This is a genomic window from Myxococcus sp. AM009, from assembly GCF_013372605.1.
GTDB lineage: Bacteria > Myxococcota > Myxococcia > Myxococcales > Myxococcaceae > Myxococcus > Myxococcus vastator.
The window spans coordinates 1-7104 of sequence record NZ_JABXEP010000258.1 but is presented as its reverse complement, the minus strand read 5'-3'; the positions used below and the strand labels follow the sequence as shown (position 1 = coordinate 7104).

At 71.6% G+C, this 7104-nt stretch carries 6 protein-coding genes; 1 reads left to right on the top strand and 5 read right to left on the bottom strand.

Annotated features, from left to right (window positions below; genetic code table 11):
- From HV824_RS34230 to HV824_RS34220, 3 genes are all read right to left on the bottom strand, one after another.
- The coding region (locus HV824_RS34230) for a nucleotidyltransferase family protein (RefSeq protein WP_255208570.1) at positions 1-637 on the bottom strand (637 nt) is incomplete at its 3' end.
- Complete coding sequence (locus tag HV824_RS34225; RefSeq protein WP_176421490.1) at positions 637-2124, bottom strand: MraY family glycosyltransferase; 1488 nt, start codon at positions 2122-2124, stop codon at positions 637-639. The genes HV824_RS34230 and HV824_RS34225, both read right to left, overlap by 1 nt.
- Before the next feature lie 128 nt (positions 2125-2252).
- Positions 2253-3398 (bottom strand): glycosyltransferase family 4 protein, encoded by a 1146-nt coding sequence (locus tag HV824_RS34220; protein ID WP_176425136.1) that lies wholly within the window; start codon positions 3396-3398, stop codon positions 2253-2255.
- A 57-nt stretch (positions 3399-3455) separates the two neighbouring features.
- On the opposite strand from HV824_RS34220, the gene HV824_RS34215 reads away from it, so the two are divergent.
- Positions 3456-4586, top strand: a complete 1131-nt coding sequence (locus HV824_RS34215) for an acyltransferase (RefSeq protein WP_176425135.1) — start codon at positions 3456-3458, stop codon at positions 4584-4586.
- On the opposite strand, the gene HV824_RS34210 is transcribed toward HV824_RS34215, so the two are convergent.
- Both HV824_RS34210 and HV824_RS34205 read right to left on the bottom strand, forming a co-directional pair.
- Positions 4540-6441 (bottom strand): LTA synthase family protein, encoded by a 1902-nt coding sequence (locus HV824_RS34210; RefSeq protein WP_176421487.1) that lies wholly within the window; start codon positions 6439-6441, stop codon positions 4540-4542. The two genes, HV824_RS34215 and HV824_RS34210, sit on opposite strands and share 47 nt — an antisense overlap.
- A 160-nt stretch (positions 6442-6601) precedes the next feature.
- A partial coding sequence (locus tag HV824_RS34205) for an ROK family protein (RefSeq protein WP_176425134.1) occupies positions 6602-7104 on the bottom strand: 503 nt, incomplete at its 5' end.

The window sequence follows — 7104 nt, the reverse complement described above, 5'->3', positions numbered from 1 at the left end:
CATCCACCGCCCCCGCCTCCGCCCGTGCCAGCAGCGCGTCGCCCTCCAGGGCCTCGCCCCAGCCCGCGAGCGCGCGGTAGTGCAGCTCCACCATGCCCGCGGGCCCCGCGAGCTCCAGGTGGTGGGAGTCCTCCTCGCCATGACGGGCGCCATCGTCCCGCCGCGCAGACAGGCCCACGCGCGCGAGTGCCTGCGCCGCGGCACCGACGTCCGCGCGCGCCACCAGCAGGTCCACGTCCGTGGTGGCGCGCTGCAACGGGTCCGGATACAGCCGCAGCGCCAGCCCGTACCCCTTGAGCAGCACCGGCACCTGTCCCACCGTCGCCAGCGCGTCCAGGCTTCGCAAGAGCAGCGCCTTCACCCGCAGGGCACGCGCCGCGCCCCCCAGGGACTCCCGGCGCAGGGACGCACTCGCGGGCTCGGGCAGCGCCCAGCCCGCCCGCTCCACCGCGTGCGCCACGAAGCCCACCAGCCCGTGGCGCACCGCCGCGCGCACCAGCGCCTCCGCGTCCCCGCCTCCCGGCGGCGCACCCGAGGGGGCGTCCGGCCACGCACGCAGCAGGGCCAGGAGCGCGCTCGCGCCCACGGGTGTCAGGCGCTCCTGCCGGGGGCGCGGCGCGGCGTGCCCGTCGGGCATCACTTCCTCAGCGCGACCAGGCGCCCAGGCCCGGCGTCGACCCGAGGCTGGAGCCGCTCGGCGCTCTCCGCCACCGCGTCCGCCACCTGCTCCAGCGCCAGCTCCTCATCGCGGTTGATGGCGGCTCGGCCATCCCGCCACACCAGCAGCATCGCGCCCAGCACCTCGCCTTCGACCTTGATGGCGATGCTGACCTCGAACGGTGCCCCCGCGCCCGCCAGCCGCTGGGCTTCAAAGACGATGTTGTCCGCGAGCCCCGTGGGCCGGATGCGCTGGAAGCACAACTCCTGGCGCGCCAGGTTCATGGCATCCGCCAGCGGGCGCACCGCGTTCCACACGCCCTCCAGCGAAGGCGCCGCGCGCACCGCCCGGGTGACATCCTTCACCATGGTCCGCAGCCACAGGTTGCGCTGCCGCGCCTGGTGCACGTCCCTTGCGCGGCCCAGGTCCAGGTAGCCCAGCCGCCGCATCAGCAGCACGATGAGCACGCCCATGCCACACAGCAGCATCGCGCTCTGCGCGCTGTTGGCGAAGTTCAGCGCCAGCGCCACCAGCATGAAGAGGCCGCACAGGCCATACAGCACCAGCACGGTGGCGCGGTGGCTGAGCACCAGGTGGCTCATCAACCGGTGATGGATGTGCTCCCGGTCGGCGCTGAACATCGGCCGCCCCAGCAGCGAGCGCCGCACCATGGCCAGCAGCGTGTCCATGATGGGCAGCCCCAGCGCCATCACCGGCACCAGCATGGCCACCGCCGTGCCGCTCTTGGTGCTCGTCTGGATGGACACCGCGGCCAGCACGAAGCCCAGGAACATGCTCCCGGTGTCCCCCATGAAGATGGAGGCCGGGTTGAAGTTGAACACCAGGAACCCGAGGATGGCGCCCGCCAGCGCCGCCATCAGCAGCGCCAGCAGCACGTCTCCTCGCGACAGCGCGAGGATGAAGTTGGTGCCGACGCCGAAGAAGGCCACGCCGCCCGCCAGCCCATCCAGGCCGTCGATGAGGTTGAGCGCGTTGACCACGCCCACCACCCACAACACGGTGAAAGGCAGACTCAGCGCGCCCAACACCAGCTCCGGGCCGAACGGGTTGGCGATGACGTCGATTCGGAATCCCATGACATACAGGCCGAACGCCACCGCGAACTGGACGGCGAACTTCAGCCGGGCGCCCGCGCCCCGCAGGTCGTCGTAGAGCCCCAACGCCACAATCGCCGCGCCGCCCAGGAACAGGCCCGCCACCAGCTCCGTGTGGGAGCGGAAGTGGTACCCCACGCCAGAGTCCACCAGGAACAACGCGCACAGCGGCGCGAAGAACCCACCGACGATGCCCACCCCGCCCAGCCGGGGAATCGGCCGGACATGGACCTTCCGGCTGGAGTTCGCCTGGTCCAGCCACCCCCACGCCAGGGCCCGGTCCCGCACCAGCCGCGTCAGCGCCAGCGCCACCAACAGCGAGACGAAGAAAGCGACGAAGAGCGTAATCATGGGGCGCGCACCGTCCGTGCATCGTGGCGGCCGGTGGCTCCACGCGTCAATGCACGCTGGAGTGCGATAGCATTGTAAAGCAATGGGCCCTTGCGTCCGCCTGTCGTCCAACCAGGCAGGCGCCCCTTCTAGACGGTCCGCGGCGAGCGGAGAAGCGTCTCGTAAAGGATTGACGTGCGCGCGGCGATGTCCCGCCACGTCATGTCCCGCACCGCCGCCTGCGCGGCTTCACGCAACCAGAGCAGGCGAGCGCGGTCCTCCGCCAGCGAGCGCAGCGCCGCCACCTGTGCGTCAACGTCTCCCATGGGCACAAGCCGCCCCGTCTCGCCGTCACGCACGACCTGGGGCGCCACGCCCACCGGCGTCGACACCGGCGCGAGCCCGCTGGCCATCGACTCCACCAGCGCCATCCCAAAGCCCTCTGAGTGGCTGGGGAAGAACAGCACCTCTTCGTCCAGCAGCAGGCGCGGCAGCCCGGCGCGTGGATAGCGCGGCACCACGCGCACACGCTCGCGCGCTCCCGCGGGGAACGCCGCCAGCACCTCCGCCTCCGGGTTGCCCGTGCCGTACAACGTCAGCGTGAAGGACACGCCTTCGGCGTGCAGCCGGGTGGCGGCGGCCACCATCTCCGCGCGCCCCTTGAGCGCCAGCCAGCTCCCCACGCACGCCACCCGCAGCGGCGCACCGGGCGCGGAGGGCGTGGGTGGCGGCAGCCCCTGGAAGGCCACATCCAGCCCATGGGGAATGACGCTCACCTGGCGGGCCGGCACGCCCAGCCGCTCCGTCGCGTAGGCGGCATCCCGCGTGTTGAGCAGCACCGCATGGTCCGCGCGCAGCAGGGACTGGCGCACCTCCCAGAGGCGGTAGCCGCCGTGGTACAGCGGGTACTTCCAGCTCAGCGTCAGGTGCCCCGCACGGGCGTCCGCGCGCAGCCGCTCGGAGAAGGTGTGCTCCAGGCCGTGGCTGCGCGTCACCAGGGCGTGACGGGCTCGCGCGCCCGGACGGCCCAGGCGCATCCAGGGCCACGCATCCCCGGTGGTGATGTCCAGCACGTCGTACTGGCCCGCGGCCCGCAGCAGGTGCGCGGTCAGCTTCCACGGGAAGCGCAGCTCGTGCGCCGTGGTGTGGTGCCGCAGGCCGGGATAGGCGTCGTCGTAGCTGAAGTAGTCCACCTGGCAGCCCCGCGCCGCCAGCGCCTGCCCCAGCGCGAGCGTCACCCCCGGCGCCCCCATGTCCGGATTCAGGGGATGGTGGATACCAAGCAAGACGCGCATGGGAACGAAGGCGGCCCTCTCCTGCCTGCTTTTCATGGGTGTGCGGCGTGGGCCACAATGCCATCGTTTCCCGCCCCCATGTCCCCGCATTCCGCGCCCACGTTGCAGACGCGCCTCGACTCGCGCCGCAACAACCTGGACTTCCTGCGCTTCGCCGCGGCGGCGGGCGTGCTGTTCAGCCATGCCTTCCCGTTGGGCGAGGGCAAGGGGACGGTGGAGCCGCTGGAGTCCTTCACCCGGGGACAGCTCTCCCTGGGACGGCTGGGCGTCGCGGTGTTCCTCATCATCAGCGGCGTGCTCATCACCCGCAGCTGGGAGCGGACGCCCGACACGGCGCGCTTCATCTGGGCCCGGGTGCTGCGCATCTTCCCCGGGCTGGGCGCCATGCTGCTCCTGACGGTGGGGGTGCTGGGACCGGCCTTCACCCGCCTGCCCCTGGGCGACTACTTCACGTCCCCGGACACGGCCCTGTACCTGCTGGGGAACTTCGCCCTGAGCTGGCCCCAGTGGCACCTGCCGGGCGTCTTCGAGGCGAACGCCTACCCCCACGCCGTCAACGGCTCGCTGTGGACGCTGAAGTACGAGGTCGGCTTCTACGTGCTGACGCTGGGCCTGGGCCTGGCGGGCCTCTTGCGCAGGGGCGTGGTCATCTTCGGCTTCGTGGGCGCGGCGGTGGCCACCTTCGTCACCGGGCGGCTGGGCTTCTGGCCGGAGCTGTACCTGTACTTCGGCGGCGGCGCGGCGCTGTACCAGTGGCGCGCGCACGTGCGCATGAGCCCCTGGGTGGCGGCGGCGTGCGTCGCGGGGTGGCTCGTCACGGCCCGGCTCGGGTACGGCTGCCGCATCGCCACCGGCCTGCTGGGTGGGTACGTGGTGCTGTACCTCGCCTTCCGGCCCCTGGGGGCGCTGGCGGACTTCGGACGCCGGGGGGACCTGTCCTACGGCGTCTACCTCTACGCCTTCCCCGTGCAGCAGACCGTCTCCGCGCTGCTGGGCGGACGCACGGCGTGGTGGGTGAACGCGGCGGTGGCGCTCCCCTGCGTGCTGCTGCTCGCGGCGGTGTCGTGGCGGTGGGTGGAGCAGCCCGCCTTGCGGCGCAAGGACAGGCTCCCCGCGTGGGCGCGGCGGCCGGCGGCCCCCGTCACAGCGCTTCCTGAGACACCGCCCCGGCCGGCTGGGCCGCGCTGAAGTTGTCGCCCGCCAGCCGGTCATACGTGAGCAGGCGGTAGCGCCGCATCCAGTCCTCCCATGAGCCCGGCTCCTGGGCCGTGGGGACCTTGTCGCCCGCGGGCAGGTATTCGCCGGAGGCGTTGCGCAGCAGGTCTCCGCGGACGACGGGCAGCACCTTGGACAGCTCGGAGACGAAGGCGAAGAAGCCCGGAGGCCGCAGCCCCGCCGTCTCGAGGATGCGCGGGGTGAGCATGCTGATGCTCAGGTGGATGTCCTGCCGGGGCGTGGGGAAGTTCGTCCAGAGGACGACGGGGACCTCCGCCATGCGCTCGCGCTGCGCGTCCGTCCACGGCTCCTGGAAGTAGCCGGCCTCGCGATAGGTCGCGTAGTCCGAGCCCAGCATCGGCAGGTGGTCCCCGAAGAGCACCAGCAGCGTCTTGCGTTTGCGTGTCTCCAACCTGCGCACCAGCCGCTCCACGGCCGTGTCCATCTGCCGCAGCTTGTGCACGTAGTTCTTCAAGAGCAGTCGGTTGTCCGGCGAGAGCTTCTCGCCCTGAACCTCGATGCGCTCGTCTCCGGTGAGCGGCAGGTTGTAGGGCCCGTGGGTGGACATCGTCACGGCCATGATGAAGCGCGGCTGACGCTCGTCGGAGAGCTCGTGGAGGATGTGGTCGACGACCTCCTCGTCCGACACCCAGGGCCCTTCCAGCCGGGGTGACGGGAAGTCCGTGAGCGACTGGAACGTGTCGAAGCCCAGGAGCGGGTACACCACGTCGCGGCTCCAGTAGAAGGAGTGGAACGGGTGGATGGCCACCGTCTGGTAGCCCGCGCGGCGGAACAGCGACGGCAGCGCGTCCACGGGCCGGAGCACATAGTGCTGATAGGGGAACGCGCCGTCCGGGGCGAACGACGAGGACATGCCCGTCAGGAGCTCGAACTCCGCGTTGGCCGTGCCGCCGCCGAAGGCCGGGCTGATGAGGTTGCCCGAGCTGTGGCCCCCCATGAGCGACCGCACGAAGGGCAGCGGGTCCTCGCTGAAGGGGATGCCCAGCCGCGTCGGGTCCCAGAGCGACTCGGCCATGAAGACGACGACGTCGACGGGCTCCTGGGGCGCGGCGGGCACCACGCCCGGAGGCACGCCCAGCGCCGCGTGCACCTGCGCCCGGGAGTACTCACTGCCCGGCCGCAGCCGCAGCCCCTCCCAGTTCCAGAGCATCATCAGCGTGAGCCCGTTCATCTGGAAGTTGGAGCGCTGGTCCCACACCTGGTCGTAGATGCCGAAGCGGTTGAAGACGCGCCGCACGGGCAGGTGCTGCTGGAAGATGATGACCAGCAGGTACGCCACCGCCGCCAGCGCCAGGTTGCGGCGTCCGGCCCTGGGCAACGGGTACCGGGGCGTGCCGCGCGCCACCGCGCGCCACATGACGGCGAGCATGACCACCAGCAGCAGGCACGAACCGATGGCCGCCACCGCGCCGCCGCCGGGCAGCAGCGTGGGCGCCAGCGACGTCACCTGCCGCCACTCCAGGAAGTCCCAGGGCATCAGCGGCCGGTCGATGAGCTGCACCTTCCGGATGTGCAGGGTGACGGTGAAGAGCATCGCCGCCGCCACCAGGGCCCCCGAGATTCCCACCCGGTTCGTCACCGCCCACAGCAGGCCCGTCACCGCGGAGATGACCCCCACGCTGAGGAGCATGGAGTAGGTGTTGCGCTGGGTGATGCCCTCCAGTCCGGCGGACGAGAAGACGGCGATGGTCAGCTCCATGGCCACGACGAGCACCGCCGAGGCCAGGATGACGCCCACCAGCGGCCACAGGTTGGAGGGCGGCTGCTGGAAGAACAAGGTCTGGGGAATCCGTGTGCGGAGTGCCAACGACAGGTGCCTCCAGTAGTCGACCAGGGAGCGGGGAGGCGCGGAGACTACCTGACTGGCCCCCGGGCATTCCATGCGCCTGGGGTCGGGTTTCCGCCGCCTGCCACGCTGCGTGTGGGCGGGCGTCCAGTGGAGCGCCCAAGGCCTCGTGCACCGCGGCTCACTTCATGGGCGGCTGGGCCAGCAGCGCGGCGCCAATGGCACCGGAAAGTTCTCCCAGCTCCGCGACGCGCACGGGCGGCTGGCGCTCGGGGACGAAGATGTGCGGGCGCATGGCCTCATGGATGTGGCCGGCGAACTCGGGGCCCAGCCGCGTGCCCAGGCCTCCGCCCAGGACGACGGCCTCCACGTCCAGCAGGTTGATGGCGGAGGCAAGCCCCGCGCCCAGCATCCGCACCGCGCGGCCGATGAGCCACGCGGCCAGCGTGTCCTCCTGCGCCAGCGCCCGGGCCCAGATGCTGCTGGTCAACCGGGTGCGGCCCTTCTTCCGCATCAAATCGAAGAGGACCGTCGTCTCGCCCTGGCGCACGGCCTTGTGCGCCCGGCGCTCCATGGACGCACGACCCGCGTAGGCCTCCAGGCAGCCGCGCCGGCCACAGCCACAGCGGGCCCCGCCCGGCTTCACCACCATGTGGCCCACCTCGCCCGCCGCGCCTATCGCTC

What these genes read in the sequence shown, in the direction of transcription:
- HV824_RS34215 (WP_176425135.1), top strand. Translation starts at nt 3,456, where the DNA reads ATGCCATCGTTTCCCGCCCCCATGTCCCCGCATTCCGCGCCCACGTTG.
- HV824_RS34220 (WP_176425136.1), bottom strand. Translation starts at nt 3,398, where the DNA reads ATGCGCGTCTTGCTTGGTATCCACCATCCCCTGAATCCGGACATGGGG.
- HV824_RS34225 (WP_176421490.1), bottom strand. Translation starts at nt 2,124, where the DNA reads ATGATTACGCTCTTCGTCGCTTTCTTCGTCTCGCTGTTGGTGGCGCTG.